The 19,888-nt window shown below is 66.9% G+C and carries 22 protein-coding genes; 15 read left to right on the forward strand and 7 right to left on the reverse strand.

Going from position 1 to position 19,888, the window contains the following annotated elements; all coding sequences use genetic code 11:
* Window positions 1-49: 49 nt before the first annotated feature.
* Window positions 50-355: a helix-turn-helix domain-containing protein gene (locus tag F3T56_RS19760; RefSeq protein ID WP_149826503.1), complete on the forward strand. Its 306-nt coding sequence runs from the start codon at window positions 50-52 to the stop codon at window positions 353-355.
* A 145-nt stretch (window positions 356-500) separates the two neighbouring features.
* Entirely contained in the window at window positions 501-2,408 is a 1,908-nt protein-coding gene (typA, locus tag F3T56_RS19765) for a translational GTPase TypA (protein WP_149826504.1), read from the forward strand.
* A 202-nt stretch (window positions 2,409-2,610) separates the two neighbouring features.
* Here typA and F3T56_RS19770 read toward each other — a convergent pair whose 3' ends face one another.
* From F3T56_RS19770 to F3T56_RS19780, 3 genes are read right to left on the reverse strand one after another with little or no spacing between them, the layout of a single operon-like run.
* Window positions 2,611-2,982 carry a response regulator gene (locus F3T56_RS19770; RefSeq protein WP_149826505.1) on the reverse strand — a complete coding sequence of 124 codons (372 nt, stop codon included), beginning with the start codon at window positions 2,980-2,982 and terminating at the stop codon, window positions 2,611-2,613.
* 5 nt (window positions 2,983-2,987) lie between these two features.
* On the reverse strand, window positions 2,988-3,797 hold the full coding sequence (locus F3T56_RS19775) for a hypothetical protein (RefSeq protein ID WP_149826506.1): 810 nt from the start codon (window positions 3,795-3,797) through the stop codon (window positions 2,988-2,990).
* Complete coding sequence (locus tag F3T56_RS19780; protein WP_149826507.1) at window positions 3,797-4,336, reverse strand: SigE family RNA polymerase sigma factor; 540 nt, start codon at window positions 4,334-4,336, stop codon at window positions 3,797-3,799. Before F3T56_RS19780 ends, F3T56_RS19775 begins: the two co-directional genes overlap by 1 nt.
* 472 nt (window positions 4,337-4,808) lie before the next feature.
* Here F3T56_RS19780 and F3T56_RS19785 point away from each other — a divergent pair, with 472 nt between their 5' ends.
* The 8 genes from F3T56_RS19785 to F3T56_RS19820 all read left to right on the forward strand — a co-directional run bounded on the left by F3T56_RS19785 (window position 4,809) and on the right by F3T56_RS19820 (window position 12,980).
* Entirely contained in the window at window positions 4,809-5,852 is a 1,044-nt protein-coding gene (locus F3T56_RS19785; protein WP_149826508.1) for an ABC transporter permease, read from the forward strand.
* Between the two features lie 101 nt (window positions 5,853-5,953).
* A complete protein-coding gene (locus tag F3T56_RS19790; protein ID WP_149826509.1) occupies window positions 5,954-7,747 on the forward strand; it encodes an ABC transporter substrate-binding protein in 1,794 nt (597 codons plus the stop codon).
* 98 nt (window positions 7,748-7,845) lie between these two features.
* The gene (locus F3T56_RS19795; RefSeq protein WP_149826510.1) at window positions 7,846-8,823 is read left to right on the forward strand and encodes an ABC transporter permease; all 978 of its coding nucleotides are present in this window, start codon (window positions 7,846-7,848) and stop codon (window positions 8,821-8,823) included.
* Between the two features lie 15 nt (window positions 8,824-8,838).
* Window positions 8,839-9,900 carry an ABC transporter ATP-binding protein gene (locus F3T56_RS19800; protein WP_149826511.1) on the forward strand — a complete coding sequence of 354 codons (1,062 nt, stop codon included), beginning with the start codon at window positions 8,839-8,841 and terminating at the stop codon, window positions 9,898-9,900.
* Between the two features lie 14 nt (window positions 9,901-9,914).
* Window positions 9,915-11,057 (forward strand): ABC transporter ATP-binding protein, encoded by a 1,143-nt coding sequence (locus F3T56_RS19805; protein WP_149826512.1) that lies wholly within the window; start codon window positions 9,915-9,917, stop codon window positions 11,055-11,057.
* Window positions 11,058-11,378: 321 nt separating this feature from the next.
* Window positions 11,379-11,759: a hypothetical protein gene (locus F3T56_RS19810; RefSeq protein WP_149826513.1), complete on the forward strand. Its 381-nt coding sequence runs from the start codon at window positions 11,379-11,381 to the stop codon at window positions 11,757-11,759.
* A 174-nt stretch (window positions 11,760-11,933) separates the two neighbouring features.
* Window positions 11,934-12,578, forward strand: coding sequence for an HAD-IA family hydrolase (locus F3T56_RS19815; protein ID WP_149826514.1), 645 nt, complete (start codon window positions 11,934-11,936; stop codon window positions 12,576-12,578).
* A gap of 27 nt (window positions 12,579-12,605) precedes the next feature.
* Window positions 12,606-12,980: a VOC family protein gene (locus F3T56_RS19820; protein WP_172639032.1), complete on the forward strand. Its 375-nt coding sequence runs from the start codon at window positions 12,606-12,608 to the stop codon at window positions 12,978-12,980.
* Window positions 12,981-13,021: 41 nt separating this feature from the next.
* Here F3T56_RS19820 and F3T56_RS19825 read toward each other — a convergent pair whose 3' ends face one another.
* From F3T56_RS19825 to F3T56_RS19840, 4 genes are all read right to left on the reverse strand, one after another.
* Complete coding sequence (locus F3T56_RS19825; protein WP_149826516.1) at window positions 13,022-13,606, reverse strand: Uma2 family endonuclease; 585 nt, start codon at window positions 13,604-13,606, stop codon at window positions 13,022-13,024.
* A 71-nt stretch (window positions 13,607-13,677) separates the two neighbouring features.
* A complete protein-coding gene (locus F3T56_RS19830) occupies window positions 13,678-13,968 on the reverse strand; it encodes a hypothetical protein (protein ID WP_149826517.1) in 291 nt (96 codons plus the stop codon).
* 4 nt (window positions 13,969-13,972) lie between these two features.
* Window positions 13,973-14,347 (reverse strand): DUF6247 family protein, encoded by a 375-nt coding sequence (locus F3T56_RS19835; RefSeq protein ID WP_149826518.1) that lies wholly within the window; start codon window positions 14,345-14,347, stop codon window positions 13,973-13,975.
* Window positions 14,348-14,436: 89 nt separating this feature from the next.
* Window positions 14,437-14,928, reverse strand: coding sequence for an ATP-binding protein (locus F3T56_RS19840; RefSeq protein ID WP_246203712.1), 492 nt, complete (start codon window positions 14,926-14,928; stop codon window positions 14,437-14,439).
* 70 nt (window positions 14,929-14,998) lie between these two features.
* On the opposite strand from F3T56_RS19840, the gene F3T56_RS19845 reads away from it, so the two are divergent.
* From F3T56_RS19845 to F3T56_RS19865, 5 genes are all read left to right on the forward strand, one after another.
* Window positions 14,999-15,877, forward strand: a complete 879-nt coding sequence (locus tag F3T56_RS19845; RefSeq protein WP_149826519.1) for a helix-turn-helix domain-containing protein — start codon at window positions 14,999-15,001, stop codon at window positions 15,875-15,877.
* A 10-nt stretch (window positions 15,878-15,887) separates the two neighbouring features.
* The gene (locus tag F3T56_RS19850; protein ID WP_149826520.1) at window positions 15,888-16,100 is read left to right on the forward strand and encodes a DUF397 domain-containing protein; all 213 of its coding nucleotides are present in this window, start codon (window positions 15,888-15,890) and stop codon (window positions 16,098-16,100) included.
* 241 nt (window positions 16,101-16,341) lie between these two features.
* The gene (locus F3T56_RS19855) at window positions 16,342-17,961 is read left to right on the forward strand and encodes a peptide ABC transporter substrate-binding protein (RefSeq protein ID WP_149826521.1); all 1,620 of its coding nucleotides are present in this window, start codon (window positions 16,342-16,344) and stop codon (window positions 17,959-17,961) included.
* Window positions 17,962-17,968: 7 nt separating this feature from the next.
* On the forward strand, window positions 17,969-18,892 hold the full coding sequence (locus tag F3T56_RS19860; protein ID WP_149826522.1) for an ABC transporter permease: 924 nt from the start codon (window positions 17,969-17,971) through the stop codon (window positions 18,890-18,892).
* Window positions 18,885-19,883 (forward strand): ABC transporter permease, encoded by a 999-nt coding sequence (locus F3T56_RS19865; protein WP_149826523.1) that lies wholly within the window; start codon window positions 18,885-18,887, stop codon window positions 19,881-19,883. The genes F3T56_RS19860 and F3T56_RS19865 overlap by 8 nt, the downstream gene beginning before the upstream one ends.
* The last annotated feature ends 5 nt before the right edge of the window (window positions 19,884-19,888 follow it).

Raw genomic sequence — 19,888 nt, forward strand, 5'->3', positions numbered from 1 at the left:
TGGTTCTCGCGACGCACTTGCCGCAGCCTATCCGATCGGTAGGCACCCGATGACGGAAACCGGGCGAACCAGCCTCGCCGACGCCCGCCGGGCCCGACCCATGACCCCCGAGATCGAGGAGGAGTACGCGGCCGCACAACTGCGCTTCGCGCTCGGCGAGACCGTGCGCACACGGCGGCAGGCCCTCGGGCTGTCGCAGCACGAACTGGGCCGCCGGGCGGATATGACCCAGTCGGCCGTGGCACGCTTCGAGGCCGGGGGCACCGTCCCGACCATCCCGGTCCTGGACCGCCTCGCCCGAGCCCTGGGTCTCGAACTGCGGGTGGAGCTTGCGCCGCAGGTCAAGAGCGCCTGACCTGGCCTGGAGCCCCTGCAGAGACCATCCCCACCGCGGCCCCGTACCATGGGGTGAGGCCGTGGCACGTTCCGCCCGGCAGGGCCCGCGTAACACAGACGTACGCAGCAGGGGCCTTCCTCACACTCCGGGAGAACGCCACACCATGGCCACGCGCCACGACATCCGCAATGTCGCCATCGTCGCCCACGTCGACCATGGCAAGACCACCCTGGTCGACGCCATGCTCAAGCAGGCCGGTGCCTTCGCCGCGCACGCCGCCGAGTCGCTCGACGACCGCATGATGGACTCGAACGACCTGGAGCGTGAGAAGGGCATCACGATCCTCGCCAAGAACACGGCGGTGAAGTACCACCCGAAGGATGGCGGCGACGTCATCACCATCAACATCATCGACACCCCCGGCCACGCCGACTTCGGCGGTGAGGTCGAGCGCGGTCTGTCGATGGTGGACGCGGTCGTGCTGCTCGTCGACGCCTCCGAGGGGCCGCTGCCGCAGACCCGCTTCGTGCTGCGCAAGGCCCTGCAGGCGCGTATGCCCGTCATCCTCTGCATCAACAAGACGGACCGTCCCGACTCCCGGATCGACGAGGTCGTCAACGAGACGTACGACCTGTTCCTGGACCTGGACGCGGACGAGGAGCAGATCGAGTTCCCGATCGTCTACGCCTGTGCGCGTGACGGCGTGGCCTCGCTGACCAAGCCGGAGGACGGCACCGTCCCGGCCGACAGTGACAGCCTGGAGCCGTTCTTCTCCACGATCCTGTCGCACGTCCCGGCCCCGCAGTACGACGAGGCCGCCCCGCTCCAGGCGCACGTCACCAACCTGGACGCCGACAACTTCCTCGGCCGTATCGCGCTGCTCCGCGTCGAGCAGGGCGAGCTGCGCAAGGGCCAGACCGTCACGTGGATCAAGCGCGACGGCACGATGTCCAACGTCCGCATCACCGAGCTGATGATGACGGAGGCGCTCACCCGTAAGCCCGCCGAGGTGGCCGGCCCCGGTGACATCTGCGCCGTCGCCGGTATCCCGGACATCATGATCGGAGAGACCCTCGCCGACCCCGAGAACCCGATCGCGCTGCCGCTGATCACGGTCGACGAGCCGGCGATCTCGATGACCATCGGTACGAACACCTCGCCGCTGGTCGGCCGCGGCGGCACCGGCAAGGGCGCGGACAACAAGGCCGCGGTCAAGGACCGCAAGGTCACCGCCCGTCAGGTCAAGGACCGTCTGGACCGCGAGCTGGTCGGTAACGTCAGCCTCCGCGTCCTCGACACCGAGCGTCCCGACGCCTGGGAGGTCCAGGGCCGTGGTGAGCTGGCGCTGGCCATCCTGGTCGAGCAGATGCGCCGTGAGGGCTTCGAGCTGACCATCGGCAAGCCGCAGGTCGTCACCAAGCAGGTCGACGGCAAGACGTACGAGCCGGTCGAGCGCATGACGATCGACGTCCCCGAGGAGCACATGGGCGCGGTCACGCAGCTCATGGGCGTCCGCAAGGGCCGCATGGACAACATGTCGAATCACGGCTCCGGCTGGGTCCGCATGGAGTTCGTCGTCCCCTCCCGGGGCCTCATCGGCTTCCGTACGGAGTTCCTGACCGGCACCCGTGGCACGGGCATCGCCCACTCCATCCACGAGGGCCACGAGCCGTGGTTCGGCACGCTGACGACCCGTAACAACGGCTCGCTCGTCGCCGACCGCTCCGGCGCCGTCACCGCGTTCGCGATGACGAACCTCCAGGAGCGCGGCGTCCTCTTCACGGAGCCGGGCACCGAGGTGTACGAGGGCATGATCGTCGGTGAGAACTCGCGCTCCGACGACATGGACGTGAACATCACCAAGGAGAAGAAGCTCACGAACATGCGGTCGTCCTCGGCCGACTCGTTCGAGGCGATCGTCCCGCCCCGCAAGCTCTCCCTGGAGCAGTGCCTGGAGTTCTGCCGCGACGACGAGTGCGTCGAGGTGACCCCGGAGGCCGTACGCATCCGCAAGGTCAACCTCGACGCGCGCGAGCGGGCGCGCGCGGCGAGCCGGGCGAAGCACGGCTGAATCCGCCAGTACGGCTGACCGGTCGCCACGCGATCGGTCGCCCCAGTTGACGAACGGGCCCGGTCACCCACCGACGTGGGTGACCGGGCCCGTTCGTGACAACGGCTCAGGCAGCGGGTCGCGTGCTCAGCAGCCTGGCCGCGATGCGCGGCGGTGCTGCCGACGAACATGGCGCCCTCTGCCACCGCACGCAGCGCGCGGATCACCTCCGCGGCTTCGGCGGACTTCGAGATGTATCCCCGTACGCCGGACCTGAGCGCCAGCGCAACAGCCGCTCGTCGCCGCAGTGTTGGACCATGGCCACGATCCGTGTCATCGGCATCTCACGGGTCAGCGACTTGCATGTCCCCAGGGCGGAGGCGCCCAGCCGGTCGAAGTCCATGAGGACGACATCCGGGGCCGAGTCCCTGACCAGGAGTATCGGATGCTCGTACGTACCGGTCTCCGCGACTATCTCGACGCCCTCGACACCCTCGGAGCTCTCCGCGCCGTCGCGTGCCGTCTGGATGCCGGCTCGCAGCCCTGGAAGTTCGCCGACGAGGGCGACGCGGAGCGTGCGTCGGTCGGTCAGCACCCCCGTCACTCCGTCACCTCCGCCGACTTGTACGCCTTGCCCTCCGGCGCCAGGCACACGAACCAGTCCACAGGCAACCCCTCGGCCGACCGGATCGCCACTTCCCCGCCGCCGGCGTCCTGCCTCTCGGGCGCTCGGAGGACTTCGGTGGCCGTGCCGTCCTTCCAGGTGCATGTGACGCGCTGGGCGGTCTTGGCCACGTGGCCGATGACCATGTGAAGGGGACCGCCGGGACGCTCCAGCTTGAATGAGAAGGCCTGTATGTCCGTGCCCGACTGGGTGGACTCCTGCGTGAACAGGTCCAACAGGGAGAGATCGTCGCTGTCCCCGAAACTCCGCCAGACGAAGAACGCCTTCTTGCCGATCAGCTCGGCAGGCCGACCGACCCCGGGATTTTCTCCGCGCTGCTTCATCGCCGCCAACTGCTCCCGGGCCTCCGCCTCGTCACGTGGCGCCGCCCACACGTCGATGAACACCTGCCATTCCTCGCCCTGAGCGGTTCCGCTCGCCAGCACCGTCCGCTGGGGAGCGTTCACATCCCGCTCCTCGGCCGTCGGCCCCTGAGTCGCCATGGGCGCCCCCCGCTTCCCGTCCCCGCCGTGCAGCCCCGTCACCGCCAGCGACGCCGTCGAGCCGGCGATCACCAGGGCCACGGCCCCCGCGACCGCCCAGCGGCGGGTCCTGCGGCGCCGGCCGCCGCGCATCACCGCCTGGACCGGGGCCAGGCCGATCTCGACCTCGTCCGTGGCGTCCGCGAGGAGGAGGGAGATGTCCCTGTGCGTCATGTCGTCGTACTCCTGCCCGCCTGCGTTCATCACTTCCGCCCTCCGTACGTCACCGTCTCGTCCAGCCCCGGTATGGCGCGGAGCTTCGCGATCCCCTTGGCCGCGTTGCTCTTCACCGCGCCCACCGAACAACCCATGGCCTCCGCCGTCTGTGTCTCGGTCAGGTCCTCCCAGTAACGGAGGACCACCGTCTGCCGCTGCCGTGGCGGCAGTTGGGCGAGAGCCTTGAGCAGCGCGCCGCGGCTGTCGGCCCGGCCGATCGGGTCGCCGGGGTCGGGTTGCTCGTGGCCGAGGCCGGAGTCGCCCTTGGGCGACAGGAACTCCTTGAGACGTCTGCGATGCCTGCGCGCGTGCGTATTGATCAGCACGCGTCGTACATAAGCCTCGGGTGCGTCGGCCGAGCCGATACGGCGCCAGGCCACGTACGCCTGCTCCAGCGTCGCCTGAACCAGGTCCTCCGCGGCATGCTGCTCGCCCGAGAGGAGAAAGGCCGTACGCAGCAACCGTGGCCAGCAGCCGATGACGAAGCTCTGGAACTCCTCGTCCCGAGTCTTCTTCTGATCCCCCATGGGCACCTCCTTGACGCTCCATAGAGTCCATGGGCCTCGCAAACCGTTGCCCCGGCTCCGGGGAATCTTCGCGGCGGCCGTACCGGCACGGATGCACCTGTGCTACGCGTGTAGACTCGCGAGTCGTCACCACCGATCCGTCTCTCCGCTCCGAGGAGGGCCGGACCTTCGGCATGCTGTCCGCGGGCTGTGAAGTACCGTTCGGATATCGGTGATCCAGCGATCAAGTTTCGGACATGTAAACAAAAATCCCTACTCGAATGTCCGTTTCGCGAAGCCTCTGGATCGCCTGTCAAGCGCGCTGAGGTGTCAATCTTTGCAATTTTTGCTCAAAATATGGACGGTAGGGAGATCCCTATGTCTTCCGCCCTTGACGCGCGTTGACCCGTTTGGCGAAAGTTCCCCCAAACCACAGAACCCGCCGGTATCTGTGCTGCGCTCGACTCTCCAACCCCCCGGGGGAAGAACAGACATGACAAGTCCAACCAAGGCCGAGGGCTCGGGGTCCACGGTCGTCTTGGACCCCGAACTGGCGGCGACCAGCGAGGCTGAGAAGCCGAAGTCGCTCGAAGGCCGTTCCCCCGGCCAGCTGATGTGGCAGCGCTTCCGGCGTGACCGTACCGGTATGTTCTGCGCCGGGGTAGTGATTTTCTACTTCGTCATCGCCCTGTGCGCGCCGTTGCTCACAGCGATCAGCGGGACCAACCCGTACACGCTGTACGGCCAGGACCCCACGTACGCGGACACTCCCGTGCTGGACGACTTCGGTCTGCCGCTCGGCTACTTCGGTGGTGTCTCGGGGGAGCACTGGTTCGGCGTCGAGCCGCAGTACGGCCGTGACCTGTTCGCCATGCTGGTGTACGGCATGCGCACGTCGCTCTTCATGGCGCTGGGCGTGACCGGGCTGCTGATGGTCACCGGCGTCATCATCGGTCTGATCGGCGGCTACTTCGGTGGTCGTACCGACTACTGGATCGGCCGCGTCACCGACTTCTTCCTGTCCTTCCCGCAGCAGCTGTTCTTCATCGCCTTCATGCCCGTGGTGACCGCGTTCTTCGTGGACCCGCGGGAGGAGACGCCCACGTACTTCCGGGCACTCGCGATTCTGATCGTGCTGTGGCTGCTGGGCTGGATGGGCATGGCCCGACTTGTCCGTTCCACCGTGCTGTCCTTGCGTGAGCGGGAGTTCGTGGAGGCCGCCAAGGTCTCCGGTGCCTCACCCTGGCGGATCGTCCGCAAGGAGATCCTGCCGAACGTCGTCTCGCCGATCCTGGTGCAGTTCACGTACCAGCTGCCGAGCACGATCCTCACCATCGCCTTCCTCTCCTTCGCCGGTGTCGGCTTCGTCGAGCCCACACCGGACTGGGGACGACTGTTCGCCGCCGGCGCCAGGTACGCCGAGCAGGACCCGGCGTTCATGTTCTTCCCGGGCCTGGCGCTGGTGATCTTCATCCTGTGCTTCAACCTTCTCGGAGACTCCGTACGGGATGCCTTCGACCCCAAGTCCGGGCGCTGAATCGTCCATTGGTGGGGGGTGACTGCCGCCCCCGCGTCGGCCTACCAGCCGCGTCAGGCAGTACTCATGGATAACAACCGACAGGTAGGTGGATTCGCCACATGAAGTCGCTCAACTCGCGCAGAGCGCGCGCCATAGTCGTCGCGGTCGCGGCCGGCTCTCTCGCGCTTACCGGCTGCTCGGAGAACAAGGGCACGAGCTCGAACAAGAACACCGCGGAAGACCAGAAGGGGGCGGCGGCGCAGTCCAAGCCCGTCACCTACGCCGACGCCGCTGCCTCCACCGGCCCGGCCGAGGAAGTGCCCGGCGCCAAGAGCGGCGGCACCATCGAGGTCTACCAGGAGGCGGGTCTCTCGCACCTGGACCCGGGACAGATCTACGTCTCCGACGCCGGTCAGGTCGCGAACCTGCTCTTCCGCGGGCTGACGAACTTCAAGGAAGACGGCAAGGGCGGTGTCGCGGTCGTCGGTGACCTCGCGACCGACTCGGGCACGTCCTCCGACGACGGCAAGACCTGGACGTTCACGCTCAAGGACGGCATCAAGGACCAGAACGGCAACGAGATCACCTCGGCCGACGTCCGCCACACCATCGAGCGCCAGTACGCCAAGTTCATCTTCGACGGTCCGACCTATGTGCAGACCTGGCTGAGCGGCGCGGACTACCGCGAGGCCCTGCCGGACGGCGGCTACGGCAAGAAGCACCTGCCGGACAGCGTCCTGGAGACGCCGGACGACAAGACGGTCGTCTTCCACTTCGACCAGTCGCGTCCGGACCTGCCGCAGACGCTGGCCATGCCGGGCTACACCATCGTTCCGGAGAAGACCGACACGAAGGAGAAGTACGACAAGGCCCCGGTCTCCACCGGCCCGTACAAGATCTCCGAGTACAAGGTCGGCAAGTCCCTCAAGCTCGTCAAGAACGACCAGTGGGACCCGAAGACCGACTCCGTGCGCCACCAGTACGTGGACGGCTGGAACATGGACTTCGGTGTCACCGAGTCGACCCAGACCAAGCGCCTGATCGCGGACCAGGGTGTGTCCAAGAACGCCATCCAGCTCACCGGCTCCGTGGAGTCCACGCAGATCCAGGATGTCGTCACGGACCCGGCCACCAGCAAGCGCACGATCAAGGGCTACGCTCCCTACGTCCAGGTGCTGAACTTCAACCTGGACCGGGTCAAGAACAAGAAGGTCCGCGACGCCATCACCTACGCGGCGAACTCCAAGTCGCTGATCGCCGGTGAGGGCGGTGTCTACGGTGGTGATGTCGCCCAGAACCTCTTCGCCCCGACCCTGCCGGGCTACGAGGACTCCTACGACCCGTACGGCCGTCTGAAGACGCCTCAGGGCAACATCGAGAAGGCCAAGGAGCTCCTGAAGGACGTCCCGGCCGCCGAGAAGAAGCTCGTCTTCGCCTACAACAACAACGAGCAGGGCCAGAAGCGCAAGGTTGCCATCGAGGACGCGCTGACCAAGGTCGGCATCGACGTCGTCTCCAAGGAGGTCGACTCGGCGAGCTACTACGAGCAGATCGGCAAGGTCGACAACCCGTACGACATCTACATCAGCGGCTGGGGCCAGGACTGGCCGTCCGCCGGTACGGTCGTCACGCCGGTCTACGACGGTGACCAGATCGCCGAGGGTTCGCCGAACTACTCGCACATCAACGACCCGAAGGTCCAGGAGCTGATCAAGAAGGCCCTGACCCAGGAGCCGACCGAGGCGGCGAAGACCTGGCAGGAGGCGCACCACTACATCCTGGAGAAGGTCAACCCGGCCGCTCCGCTGTGGTACGTCAAGCAGTTCCAGCTCCACGGTTCGAACATCGGCGGTGCCCGCTACAGCACCGAGTCGAGCTACATCGACGTCAACGGACTGTTCCTGAAGTCGTAACGTCCTACGGCTGATCGCGGGGGTGCGCACCAGGCGGAGCGCACTCCCGCGGTTCCGTGAAACCTCCCACCGTCTCCGTAGAGAGCAGCCTTCCCGCCATGCTTCAGTTCATCATCCGGCGCTTGGCCGGCGCCGTCGTCACCCTGTTCCTCATCGGCGCAGCCACTTTCTTCCTCTTCGTCGCGGCGCCGTCCGACTACGCCTCTCTGGCCTGTGGCAGGGACTGCTCCGCAGCGAGACTGGAGGACATCCGCGAGGCGCTCGGCCTCAACCTGCCGATCGCGCAGCAGTTCTGGCAGTTCATGTCCGGCATCGTGACGGGCCGTGACTTCCCGGACGGCCACTGCGCCGCCCCGTGCCTCGGCCAGTCGTTCCACTCGGGCGACATGGTCTGGGACACGATCATCGACCGGTTCCCGACCACCCTCACGCTGACCGCGGGCGGCGCGATCTGCTTCCTCGTCATCGGTGTCGGCGCGGGCATGCTCGCCGCCTACCGGCGCGGCTCCATGCTCGACAAGGTGGCGACGGGCGCGTCCATGGTGCTGAGCTCCTTCCAGATCTACTTCCTCGGCCCGATCGTGCTGGTCATCTTCGTCTACAGCACGGGTTTGATGGAGGACCCGAAGTACACCCCCATTACCGAGGACCCGGTCGCCTGGTTCATCGGGATGTCCATTCCCGTGGTCGTGATGGCCACCATCTTCACCGCGCAGTACACGCGTATGGCGCGTGCCGCCATGATCGAGCAGCTCGCGGAGGAGCACGTCCGTACCGCTCGTGCCAAGGGCATGTCGAAGAAGTACGTCTTCTTCCGTTACGCCTGGCGCGGCTCGATGATTCCGATCGTCACCGTTCTGGGGATCGACATCAGCTCCATGCTCGGCGGTGCCGTCGTCACGGAGATCACCTTCTCCCTTCAGGGCATCGGACGCCTGGCCGTGGAGGGCGCCGGCTCCAAGGACCTCCCGCTGACGATGGGCGTCATGATGTTCGGAGCCTTCTTCATCCTCATGGTGAACATCCTCACCGACATCGCGTACGCCTACATCGACCCGCGCGTCCGGCTCTCCTAGGAAGAACGAACCACCGTGACCACACTGACCAAGACCGAGGACGCCCCGGCCCCGTCCGGGTCCGAGAGCTTCCTCTCGGTCCGTGACCTGCGGGTGCAGTTCTCCACCGAGGACGGCATCGTCAAGGCCGTCGATGGTCTCTCCTTCGACGTCGAGCGCGGCAAGACCCTGGGCATCGTCGGCGAGTCCGGTTCCGGCAAGTCCGTCACCAACCTGACGATCCTGGGCCTGCACAACCCCCGGACCAGCACCATCGACGGGGAGATCCTCCTCGACGGCAAGGAACTCGTCACCGCCACGGAGAAGGAGCTGGAGCAGCTCCGCGGCAACAAGATGGCGATGATCTTCCAGGACCCGCTGACCGCCCTGTCGCCGTACTACACGGTGGGCCGGCAGCTGTCCGAGCCGTACATGAAGCACAAGGGCGCCTCCAAGAAGGAGGCCAAGGACCGGGCGATCCAGATGCTGGAGAAGGTCGGCATCCCGCAGCCCAAGGTGCGCTTCGACGACTACCCGCACCAGTTCTCCGGCGGTATGCGCCAGCGCGCGATGATCGCCATGTCGCTGATGTGCGACCCGGATCTGCTGATCGCCGACGAGCCGACGACCGCGCTCGACGTGACCGTGCAGGCGCAGATTCTCGACCTGCTCAAGGACCTCCAGCAGGAGTTCGGCTCCGCGATCATCTTCATCACCCACGACCTCGGCGTCATCTCGCACATGGCCGACGACCTGCTGGTGATGTACGCGGGCCGGGCCGTGGAGCGCGGCAGCGTCAAGGAGGTGCTGCACGAGCCCAAGCACCCCTACACCTGGGGCCTGCTGAGCTCGATGCCGCGCCTGGACGGCGACATCCACGAGATGCTGACGCCCATCCCCGGCACCCCGCCCTCGCTGCTCAACCCGCCCACCGGCTGCCGCTTCCACCCCCGGTGCGCGTTCACCGGCGAGGTCATGGGCACCCTGTGCACCGACACCCGGCCGCCGCTGGCCGACGGTCGCGCCTCCGCGTGCCACCTGACCGCGGAGCAGAAGCAGACCATCTTCATCGACAAGATCCAGCCCCGGCTGCGCTAGGGAGAACCGAGATCATGAGCGACAACCTCACCCTCCCCGCACAGAAGGGCTCCACGGACACCTCGAAGGAGACCCTCCTTGAGGTCAAGGGCCTGACCAAACACTTCCCCATTTACGGCGGCTTCCCGATCAAACGCAAGGTCGGCGCCGTACAGGCGGTCGACGGCGTCGACCTGACCGTCGGTGTCGGCGAAAGTGTCGGTCTGGTGGGCGAGTCGGGCTGCGGCAAGTCGACGACGGGCCGGCTGATCACCCGGCTGCTGGAGCCGACGGCGGGCAAGATCACGTACCTGGGCAAGGACATCACGCGTGCCTCGCGCAGGCAGCTGGCGCCGGTGCGGTCCGAGATCCAGATGATCTTCCAGGACCCGTACTCCTCGCTGAACCCGCGGCAGACGGTCGGCACGATCATCAAGTCGCCGATGGAGGTCAACGGGATCGAGCCGGAGGGGGGCCGGGAGAAGAAGGTCCGCGAGCTCCTGGAGCTGGTCGGCCTCAACCCCGAGCACTACAACCGCTTCCCGCACGAGTTCTCCGGCGGTCAGCGCCAGCGCATCGGTGTGGCCCGCGCCCTGGCACTGAACCCGAAGCTGATCGTGGCGGACGAGCCGGTCTCCGCGCTGGACGTGTCGATCCAGGCCCAGGTGGTGAACCTGCTGCAGAAGGTCCAGCAGGAGCTGGGCATCGCCTTCCTGTTCATCGCCCACGACCTCGCCATCGTCCGGCACTTCTCGCAGCGCGTCGCCGTGATGTACCTCGGCAAGGTGGTGGAGGTCGGCGACCGGGACTCGATCTACAACCGGCCCCGCCACCCCTACACCCACGCCCTGCTCTCCGCGGTCCCCGAGGTCGCGATCGACGACGAGGCCGAGGACAGGGAGCGGATCCGGCTCTACGGCGACGTGCCCTCGCCGATCTCGCCGCCGTCCGGCTGCCGCTTCCGTACCCGTTGCTGGAAGGCCCAGGACAAGTGCGCCTCCGAGGAGCCGCCGCTCGTCCAGATCTCCGGCAACCGCGACGGCCACCTGACGGCCTGCCACTTCCCGGAGGACCCGACGACCGAGGCCCGCGCGGAGGACGTTGTGCTGGATCCGGCGCTGAAGGCACTGGAGAAGGATGCCGCAGGCGAGTCCGGGCCGAAGGTCACGAAGGGCTGATCCTTGGTGTCCGGCACACCGGACGGCGACGAACTTTCGGCTGGGGAGGGGCAGTTGGCCCTCCCCAGCTTCTTTGCTCCACCTCAGATGTACCTAAAGTTGCGTGACATGAACTCGACAGTTTGGCGAGGATATCCGTCGTAAGTGCTTCATGATCAGTTGTCGATGCATACGGCGTCGACAACGAAACTGCACTGGGGGACGAAAATGACCATCAGGCGAAGCCTTCTTGTTGGAGCGATGGCATCGACGATGGCTGTGGGGCTGGCTGTCAGTGCTCCCGCGCCCACCGCTCAGGCCGAAGCAGGTGGCCGTTGGTACATGGTGAACAAGTACAACGGGAAGTGCGTCAAGGGAAATGGGGACAAGAAGAAGCTGACCTTGGCCACATGTAAGAAAAAGGACGCCTTCCACTGGAACAATTATGGTTCGCATAAGTACGCGAACTACAGCGCGCCCACGGTCGTTTACGCCTCTTGCATCGCTTCTAACGGCAAGAACAAGCCGGTCTACTTGAGGGCGTGCGACATAGGCAAGGGAACCAAGGGTTGGAGTCTTGCTTCCCTGAAGAAGAACGCCAAGACCCCGATCGTCGGGAACTGTGGCTACTTGCAAGTGGTGGGCAAGACCACCCTCAAGTGCGGAAGGAAGCCCTCCAACTTCAATAGGGCTACCTGGATCATCAAGTACTCGCTGAAGTGATCCACGCTTCGTTTTGAGGCCTAGGACAATGAGGCGGCGTCGCTGGGAAATCCGGTGGGGCCGCCTCAGTGCTGTGGGAATAGGATCTGCCGTGCATAGGCCGTCGGCGGGTGTGCTCGAACGAAGGTGGACGAGCCGTTGGGCGTGGAGTGGAAGCCAGGTGAGGGGGTGGCCATGGCCGTGCTGTTCGACGTGGACGGGGTGTTGATCGACACCGCCGATGCGCATGCGCGGGTGTGGCGGGCCTGGGCGCGGGAGCGGGGGTTGGATCCGGAGGCCGTGTGGGTGGCTACGCAGGGGAGGCGACGGGCGGACATTCTGCGGCTCGTCGCGCCCGAGAGGGATCCCGGTGAGGAACACCGGGCGCTGGATCGGCTGATGGCCGCCGAGGAACCGGGGTTCCGGGCGTTCCCCGGAGCCGCTGGGCTCTTGCGGGCGCTGCCGGTGGGGCGGTGGGCCGTGGTCACGTCCAGCCGGGCGGAGCCCACTGCGGCCCGGCTGGCCCGTACTGGGCTGATGGTTCCTGAGGTGCGGGTGTGTGCGGAGGACGTAACCGAGGGGAAGCCGTCGCCGGAGGGGTATCTGAAGGCTGCGGAACGCCTCGGCGCCGCCCCTTCCCGCTGCCTGGTCGTCGAGGATTCGCCAGCGGGGGTGGCGGCAGGGCTCGCCGCCGGGTGCACGGTGTACGCGGTGGCGTCCACACACGGTGCTGGGCAACTCCGGGACGCACACGTGTGTTTCGGGTCGCTAGAGGAGGCTGCTGGGACGGTGCTGGGGGCGCTGGCCGACCCGCCCTGCCACGCCAATCGTGAACTGTGAATCGTCGACACCGATCGGAGTCCCACCTTGTACGCAACCGTCCATAGCATCACCATCGACTGCACCGGCGACCCGTACGACGTCGGCCTCTTCTGGAGCCAATTGCTCGGCCGTCCGCTGGCCGACGACGACAAGCCCGGCGACCCGGAGGCGATAATCGAGGATCCGGCTGGCGGCCCGAGGCTTCTGTTCGTCCGGGTGCCCGAGGCCAAGTCGGTGAAGAACCGGCTCCACTTGGACCTGAAGCCGCAGGGCCGTACCCGCGCCGAGGAGGTCGAGCGGGCGCTTGCGCTCGGCGCCCGATTGATCGCGGACCACACCCGGCCCGACGGCGGTGGCTGGGTCCTGCTGTCTGACCCCGAAGGAAACGAATTCTGTGTGGAGCGGGGGGACTTGGGCTGACCGTGGCAGCGACCCGGTCAGCGTCAGTGCGTCCAGGCACGTCAGGCTGTGGGGTTCCCCGCCCTGCCATAGCGGCGGAACGCGACGGTCTCCACCGTCCAGACACTGAACGGCACCTTGTCACCGAAGATGTACGGATCCTTGCGCGCGTAGCGGCCCTTGCACGGGTCGGAGTACACCTCGATGGTGCCCGTGCGAGGGTCGACGATCATGTAGTGGGCGATCCCCATGGCGGGGTACTCGGTGAGCTTCTCGCCGTAGTCGTTGTCCGGGTTGGACGGCGAGACGATCTCGATGGTGGCCAGCACCTGGGCGGCGTCCACGGTCAGGCCTTCCTCGTCGAGCACCTCCTCCGGAATGACGACAGCGTCCGGGCGTCGCATGCGGCCGAGCGACACGTGCTCGATTACGGGGCCGTTCGCGCAGATGTATCCGGGGTGGGTGGCAGAGAGCTGCGCGTCGAGCTGATCGCGGATACGGCGCACGGTGCCCTCGTGGCGTTTCGAGGGGCACATCATGGCGAGGAACGGGCCGGAGGGGCCGATCTCCACCTTCCATGAGCCTTCCAACTGCTCGGCATAGGCCGTGAGCCGCTCGGCGATCGCGCGCATCTTCGCGTACTCCATGTCCCGAGCGTAGCGAACAGGTAAGTGCGGTACTTCCTCACATACCGAGGCAAACACCGGCCCCTCGGTGTTCAGAGATAGTCGAACGGCGGGATGATCCGCGTGATCGCGATGAGACGTAGCCGGGGTACCGGCAACGCGTAGAACCAGCCGTCGGTGAGGAGCGGGATGCGGCGTACGCCACCGGCCACGCCTCGTCGGGGTCCTTCTCCGATGTCCGTTACATCGACGCCGACCTCGGCGAGGGCGACCAACTCGGACGCCAGTCGCTCGACCTCGTCGACGATGTGCTGGGGGAATCCGGCCGCGACGTGTTCGGCATCCGGGTCGTACTCCCAGCGCCAGCCTTCTTCGTCTCCCATACCGTCACACGCCCTCGGCCCGCTCGATCCCGGCCTCCGCGCACGCCGTGTCGAGGATCCGGCCGATCTCGGACGCGATGGCCCGGGCCTCCTCAATGCTCTCGGTGGCAGCGGCGCGTGCCTCCAGGGAACGCAGTCTGGCGGCCCGCTCAGGATGCCGCTCCAGCGCGACGTACACCGCCCACTGCCCCACGAAGCGGCGCATGGGTGCTGCGCTGACCTGCTCGCGCGCCTGCTGAAGTGCTACGGAGCGTTCCGCGTCGAACGTGGGCAGAGCATCGGGGGCCAGCTGAGCGAGGGCTGCCCGTAGATCTTCCGGGGTGCCGGCCGGCTGAGGGGTGACGGAGTCGCCGGATCCGGACTGCGTGGCGGTGCTCATGCGCGGTCTCCTTGGGGCGATGCGTCGGTCTGCCCGCTGCCCGCCAGAGTACCTGCGGGGCTGCGGCGCGGGCTGTGCCTGTGGACAACTCACGCCTCGTCTCCGTTCCGCTTCGGTACGACGCTGAACCACACGGCCTTGCCGTGCGGGTAGTCGCGCACGCCCCACTCGTCCGCGCACGCCGCCACGATCCCGAGCCCGCGTCCGGACTCGGCGTCGTCGTCCCGGCGGGCCTCGGCGGGGGTGGGGGGTGCGGGGTTGTGGTCCCAGACGGAGACGGTGAGGGTATCCGGGGTGTGCTCGACGCTCACGCAGGCGTCGGCGGGGGAGTGGCGGTACGCGTTGGCCACCAGCTCGGAGGCGAGGAGTTCGACCGTGTCCGCCACGCAGCCGAGGCGGGTCGCGCGCAGCAGTGCGCGGAGGGCGGCTCTGACGACGGAGGCGGCGCGCGGGTCGTGGGGGATGAGGAAACCGTACGACCAGTGGGACTTGGGGGGGGTTCGGCGGTTTCGGGCGTGCGCATGTGGCAGCCTCCAGTTGTGCGCTGGCTGTGACTGACGTGATACGTAAGGTAGCGGCACGGGTTATTGATATACAACCTCCTTGTTGTCATGTGTGGTTGGTGACTTCCTGGCTGGATGAGGAGATGGAATGGGGTTGAGGGCTAACCCGACGTACCGTCAGCGGAGGTTCGGGGCGGAAGTTCGTGCGATTCGTGAGTGTGCAGGGCTCTCGACGGTTGAGGCCGCCGAGGTGATGGGCATGCGGCAGTCGCATATCAGTAATGTCGAGGCGGGGCGGACGAGCCTGTCGCCCGAGCGATTGCGCGCGCTTGCTGCTGCTGGTGGTTGTGAGAACACCACGTATGTTGACGCGCTGGTGGAGCTGGGGCAGAGGTCGGGGAAGGGGTGGTGGACCGCGTACCGGGAGCAACTGCGGCCGTCGCTGCTGGACTTGGTCGAGCTTGAGGACAGTGTCGAGCGTGTCATCTGCTACGAGCCCATGTTCATCCCCGGCTTGTTTCAGACCTTGGCCTACGCGACGGCCGGTTACCGGGGTGGCTACACCATGGCCACACCCGAACAGCAGGACAGGGAAGTCGACTTCCGCATGCAGCGGCAGCGGGTACTCACCCGCGAGCGGCCACCCCGGATTCACGCGGTGGTTCACGAGGCGGCTCTACATGTCTCCTGGGGCAGGCCCGAGATCATGCGAGACCAACTGCTCCGGCTCATCGAGGTGGCGCAGCTCCCCAACGTGACACTCCAAGTGCTCCCCTTCGATGGGCGGGTGGGCTTTGGCACGTCCTTCACGTTCCTGGAGCCGACGGCGCCCCAGCTCAGTACCGTTGTCGTCGCCCATGTCGAGAAGTCGCTGTATCTCGGGGAACCGGAAGTCCTCACCAGGTACCGAACCTGGTTCGCTAGGCTGTGCGAAGCGGCACTACCTTCGGTGGAAGCCGACGGAGGGGCGCCGCCGGTGAAGGATTCCCTACGGCTGATCCAACGCCTTCTGCATCCCTTGCTCTAGGAGGAACCGCGTGTCCCAGCTCGCGTGGCAGAAGTCGAGCTTCAGCGAGCCCGGTTCCGACACCTGCGTCGAGATAGCCGCAGCCCCTGTCAGTAACCGCCCCCACCTCCGCGAAAGCGCCACCCCCGACACCGTCATAGCGACCACGCCCGCCGCCCTGCGCGCCTTCCTTGGCGGAATCAAGGGCGAGGCCTTTGGCCAGGCCAGGCGGCACACAAGCTGAAGCCCCGGGCTCGCCCATCAACCGGCGGCCCGGCCGGCCTGGCTCCGGGCGGGACCGGCCCTGCGAGGGCGTAGCGCGGCCGGCCGTGCCCGTGGTGCCTTGCCCGACGTGGTGCGTGCATCCGCGTGAAGGCCGTCCCCCGGACGGGCCGGGTGATGTGCGCTATGCACCCAGTCATCCGATATTGGCCGGTACCAGGCAGCGCAGCAGCGCACATTCGCGCACGTACGAGGAGGCCCCCATGCCCGGAGCCACGCATGCCCGATGGGCCGCCGGTGCGGCGGCGGTCGCGCTGGTCGTGACCGGCTGTGGGGGCGGGGACGACGGCGACAGCGGCGCCGTGCTCAGCTCCTCCTGGACCGACCCGCAGAACCCCCTGGAGCCCGCCAACACCAACGAGGTGCAGGGCGGCAAGGTGCTGGACATGATCTTCCGCGGGCTGAAGCGGTACGACGCGAAGACCGGCGCCGCCGAGGACATGCTCGCCGAGAGGATCGAGACCTCCGACTCGCGGAACTACACCATCACAGTCAAGGACGGCTGGACCTTCAGCGACGGCGAGAAGGTCACCGCCAGGTCCTTCGTGGACGCCTGGAACTACGGGGCGAGCCTCAAGAACAACCAGAAGAACGCCTACTTCTTCAGCTACATCGAGGGCTACGACAAGGTCCACCCGGAGAAGGGCGAGCAGAGCGCCGAGACCATGTCCGGGCTGAAGGTCACAGGTGAACGGACCTTCACCGTCAGGCTCAGCCAGAAGTTCTCCAGCTTCCCCGACACCCTCGGCTACAACGCCTTCGTGCCGCTGCCCCGCGCGTTCTTCGACGACCACGCCGCCTGGCTGGCCAAGCCCGTGGGCAACGGCCCGTACGCCGTGGAGTCGTACACCAAGGGCTCCGAGATGCGTCTGACGAAGTGGGACGCCTACCCGGGTGAGGACGCGGCCCGCAACGGTGGCGTCACCCTCAAGGTCTACACGGACAACAACACGGCCTACACCGACCTGATGGCCGGCAACCTCGACCTCGTCGACGACGTACCGGCCCAGCAGCTGAAGAACGTCCGCGGCGACCTCGGCGACCGCTACCTCAACACCCCGGCCGGCATCATCCAGACCCTGGCCTTCCCCCACTACGACAAGGACTGGAACAAGGCCGGCTCGGTCAAGGTCCGCAAGGGGCTGTCCCGAGCGATCAACCGCGAGCAGATCACCGACACCATCTTCCAGAAGACCCGCACCCCCGCCACCGACTGGACCTCACCCGTCCTCGGCAAGGACGGCGGCTACAAGGAGGGGCTGTGTGGTGAGTGGTGCGATTACGACGCCGCCGCGGCGAAGAAGCTGATCGAGGAGGGCGGTGGGCTGCCCGGCGGGCAGGTGAAGATCACGTACAACGCGGACACCGGCTCCCACAAGCTGTGGGTGGACGCCGTCTGCAACTCCATCAACAACGCCCTGGACAACGACCGGGCCTGTGTCGGCAACCCGATCGGCACCTTCGCCGACTTCCGGAGCAAGAGCACGACCCAGAAGATCTCCGGGCCCTTCCGGGCCGGCTGGCAGATGGACTACCCGCTGACCCAGAACTTCCTCCAACCGCTCTACTACACCAATGCCTCCTCCAACGACGGCAAGTGGTCCAACGAGGAGTTCGACAGGCTCGTCGACCAGGCGAACGCCGAGACCGACGTCGCCAAGGCCGTCGAGATCTTCCAGCAGGCCGAGGAGGTCGTCCGGGACAACATGGCGGCCATCCCGCTCTGGTACCAGAACGGCAGCGCCGGCTGGTCCGAGCGGCTGTCGAACGTGGCCCTCAACCCGTTCAGCGTTCCCGTCTACGACCAGATCAAGGTCGGCTGAACCCGTCATGGGGCGGTACGTCGTCCGGCGTCTGGTGCAGATGGTCCCGGTGTTCATCGGGGCGACCCTGCTGATCTTCCTCATGGTGAACGTGATGGGCGACCCCGTCGCGGGCCTGTGCGGCGACCGGCAGTGCGACCCGGCGACGGCCGCGCAGCTCAGGAAGGAGTTCGGCCTCGATCAGCCCGTGTGGCAGCAGTACCTGACCTACATGGGGAACGTCTTCACCGGAGACTTCGGTACGGCGTTCAACGGCCAGGAAGTCACCGAGCTGATGTCCACGGCCTTCCCGGTCACCATCCGGCTCACCGTCGTGGCGATCCTGTTCGAGGTCGTCATCGGGGTCACGCTGGGCGTCGTCACCGGCCTGCGCCGTGGCCGCCCCGTCGACACCGGTGTCCTGCTGCTCACCCTCGTCGTCATCTCCGTCCCCACCTTCGTCACCGGCCTGCTGCTCCAGCTGCTGCTCGGCGTGGAGTGGGGATGGATCAGGCCGTCCGTCTCCCCGGCCGCCCCCTTCGACGAGCTGATCCTCCCGGGCCTCGTCCTCGCCTCGGTCTCCCTCGCGTACGTCACCCGCCTGACCCGTACGTCGATCGCGGAGAACCGGCGCTCCGACTACGTCCGTACGGCCATCGCCAAGGGCCTGCCCAGACACCGCGTCGTCACCCGGCACCTGCTGCGCAACTCCCTCATCCCCGTCGTCACCTTCATCGGCGCCGACATCGGCTTCCTCATGGGCGGCGCGATCGTCACCGAGCGGATCTTCAACATCCACGGCGTCGGCTACCAGCTCTACCAGGGGATTCTCCGGCAGAACACGCAGACCGTCGTCGGCTTCGTGACCGTGCTCGTCCTCGTCTTCCTGCTCTGCAACCTGGTCGTCGACCTCCTGTACGCCGTACTCGACCCGAGGATCCGCTATGCCTGAGCAGCCGTTGGAGTCCGAGGGGGTGATCGCGGGGACGGGCACGGGCGGGGCTATGGACCTCGCCACGACCGAGGCGGAGACGCCGGCGAAGCGGCCGCCGCCGGCGTTCGGTGGAGGACCGGGCGGCGGTACGGAATCCACGGGAAAACCCCGCTCCCTCTGGTCCGACGCCTGGCGCGACCTGCGCCGCAACCCCGTCTTCATCGTCTCGGGCCTGATCATCCTCTTCCTGATCGTCATCTCTCTCTGGCCCTCGGCCATCGCCTCCGGCAGCCCCCTCGACTGCGACCTGGCCAAGTCCCAGCAGGGCTCCGCGCCCGGCCACCCCTTCGGCTACGACGGCCAGGGCTGCGACGTCTACACGCGTACGGTCTACGGTGCCCGTACGTCCGTCGCGGTCGGCGTCTGCGCCATGCTCGGGGTCGCGATCCTCGGCTCGGTACTGGGGGCGCTCGCCGGTTTCTTCGGCGGCCCGTGGGACTCGATCCTCTCCAGGATCACCGACATCTTCTTCGCCATCCCGGTCATCCTCGGCGGCCTGGTCCTGCTGTCCGTGGTGACCAGCAACTCCATCTGGCCGGTGATCGGGTTCATGGTGCTGCTCGGCTGGCCGCAGATCTCCCGCATCGCCCGCGGCTCGGTCATCACCGCCAAGCAGAACGACTACGTTCAGGCGGCCCGGGCGCTCGGCGCGTCCAACTCCCGCATGCTGCTACGGCACATCACACCGAACGCCGTCGCCCCGGTCATCGTCGTGGCCACCATCGCGCTCGGCACGTACATCGCGCTGGAGGCGACCCTGTCGTACCTCGGCGTCGGTCTGAAACCACCGAGCGTCTCCTGGGGCATCGACATCTCCGCCGCCTCCCCCTACATCCGCAACGCTCCGCATGCGCTGTTGTGGCCCTCGGGAGCCCTCGCGATCACGGTCCTCGCCTTCATCATGCTCGGCGACGCGGTGCGCGACGCCCTCGATCCGAAGTTGAGGTGAGCCGG

It is taken from the genome of Streptomyces tailanensis (assembly GCF_008386495.1).
Lineage (GTDB): Bacteria > Actinomycetota > Actinomycetes > Streptomycetales > Streptomycetaceae > Streptomyces > Streptomyces tailanensis.

Bases quoted from the DNA above. Each gene is read 5' to 3' on its own strand.
- F3T56_RS19760 (WP_149826503.1), top strand. From the start codon at position 50: ATGACGGAAACCGGGCGAACCAGCCTCGCCGACGCCCGCCGGGCCCGA.
- typA (WP_149826504.1), top strand. From the start codon at position 501: ATGGCCACGCGCCACGACATCCGCAATGTCGCCATCGTCGCCCACGTC.
- F3T56_RS19775 (WP_149826506.1), bottom strand. From the start codon at position 3,797: ATGAACGCAGGCGGGCAGGAGTACGACGACATGACGCACAGGGACATC.
- F3T56_RS19780 (WP_149826507.1), bottom strand. From the start codon at position 4,336: ATGGGGGATCAGAAGAAGACTCGGGACGAGGAGTTCCAGAGCTTCGTC.
- F3T56_RS19785 (WP_149826508.1), top strand. From the start codon at position 4,809: ATGACAAGTCCAACCAAGGCCGAGGGCTCGGGGTCCACGGTCGTCTTG.
- F3T56_RS19790 (WP_149826509.1), top strand. From the start codon at position 5,954: ATGAAGTCGCTCAACTCGCGCAGAGCGCGCGCCATAGTCGTCGCGGTC.
- F3T56_RS19795 (WP_149826510.1), top strand. From the start codon at position 7,846: ATGCTTCAGTTCATCATCCGGCGCTTGGCCGGCGCCGTCGTCACCCTG.
- F3T56_RS19805 (WP_149826512.1), top strand. From the start codon at position 9,915: ATGAGCGACAACCTCACCCTCCCCGCACAGAAGGGCTCCACGGACACC.
- F3T56_RS19810 (WP_149826513.1), top strand. From the start codon at position 11,379: ATGGTGAACAAGTACAACGGGAAGTGCGTCAAGGGAAATGGGGACAAG.
- F3T56_RS19815 (WP_149826514.1), top strand. From the start codon at position 11,934: ATGGCCGTGCTGTTCGACGTGGACGGGGTGTTGATCGACACCGCCGAT.
- F3T56_RS19825 (WP_149826516.1), bottom strand. From the start codon at position 13,606: ATGGAGTACGCGAAGATGCGCGCGATCGCCGAGCGGCTCACGGCCTAT.
- F3T56_RS19830 (WP_149826517.1), bottom strand. From the start codon at position 13,968: ATGGGAGACGAAGAAGGCTGGCGCTGGGAGTACGACCCGGATGCCGAA.
- F3T56_RS19835 (WP_149826518.1), bottom strand. From the start codon at position 14,347: ATGAGCACCGCCACGCAGTCCGGATCCGGCGACTCCGTCACCCCTCAG.
- F3T56_RS19845 (WP_149826519.1), top strand. From the start codon at position 14,999: ATGGGGTTGAGGGCTAACCCGACGTACCGTCAGCGGAGGTTCGGGGCG.
- F3T56_RS19855 (WP_149826521.1), top strand. From the start codon at position 16,342: ATGCCCGGAGCCACGCATGCCCGATGGGCCGCCGGTGCGGCGGCGGTC.
- F3T56_RS19860 (WP_149826522.1), top strand. From the start codon at position 17,969: ATGGGGCGGTACGTCGTCCGGCGTCTGGTGCAGATGGTCCCGGTGTTC.
- F3T56_RS19865 (WP_149826523.1), top strand. From the start codon at position 18,885: ATGCCTGAGCAGCCGTTGGAGTCCGAGGGGGTGATCGCGGGGACGGGC.